Source organism: Ramlibacter sp. WS9, from assembly GCF_003797765.1.
In the GTDB taxonomy this organism is placed as follows: domain Bacteria; phylum Pseudomonadota; class Gammaproteobacteria; order Burkholderiales; family Burkholderiaceae_C; genus Ramlibacter.
In genome coordinates, this window is the sequence record NZ_RKMB01000095.1 from 1 (window position 1) to 885 (window position 885).

Consider the following 885-nt stretch of genomic DNA (forward strand, 5'->3'; position numbering starts at 1 on the left):
CATGATCCGCGAGAAGGTTTCCGGCTGGATCGACAGGTGCCCGGCCACCAGATGCTTGGCCACCGGGATCTCCACCCGGCAGTTCTCCCCCGGCGCGTGGGCGGCGAGGGTCAGCAGGTAGCGCACCACGCGGTGGGTGGCGTTCTTCAGGGAAAGCGTCTCGATCTCGTCGATGCGCTGGTGCAGGCGGGTGCTGAGCTTGGCCAGCAGGGCCAGGGCCAACGGGGTGTTGTCCTGCAACTGGCGCAGGTAGGCCTTGTTGGAGAAACGGAACAGCTGGCTGGGCACCACGGCCTGGGCGGTGGCCACGTAGTTCGGGGTGTCCATGAACATCATCGCCTCGGCGAAGGTGTTGCGTTCGTTGGTCACTTCGAGAATCTTCTCCTGGCCTTCCGGGGTCAGCCGGTAGATCTTCACGCAGCCGGAAATCAGGTAGTAGAAGGCGTGCGCCGGCTCGCCCTGGCGGAACACGTAGGCGCCCTTGTCCAGATTGACCAGGTCGCTGCTGGCGAGCAGTTCCTGGAGCTGGACGGGAGAAAGCGGTTCGAACAGGTGGTGGCTTTGCAGCAACTGCTGGTGGACGCGCTGGAATTCCATGCTGGGAAGGCTCGCGATGATGAGGGGACTGGCCACTGTAGCGGGCCCGGCGCAGATCATCTTGACGCACGGCAAGCTCCCGGCGGCTGGGTGTTGCCGTCGGTCCGGCGAGCGGAACTATTACAGCGTGTAAGCCAAGGCTTACAAACGGCGGTGGTTTTGGCTGCTTTCTCCCCCTCGCAGAGATGCGTAATCTTCAAACCGTCAGGACATTGCGCAGGAAGCGCCAAAGACAATACGGAAACTCAGGGAATCCACCATGGATGGTGGCGTAGCACGGATGTCAGG

At 62.6% G+C, this 885-nt stretch carries 1 protein-coding gene; it reads right to left on the reverse strand.

Going from position 1 to position 885, the window contains the following annotated elements; translation table 11 throughout:
• On the reverse strand, nt 1–597 hold a 597-nt coding region (gene dnr, locus EEB15_RS33085), incomplete at its 3' end, for a transcriptional regulator Dnr (RefSeq protein ID WP_141514237.1).
• Nucleotides 598–885: the final 288 nt, after the last annotated feature.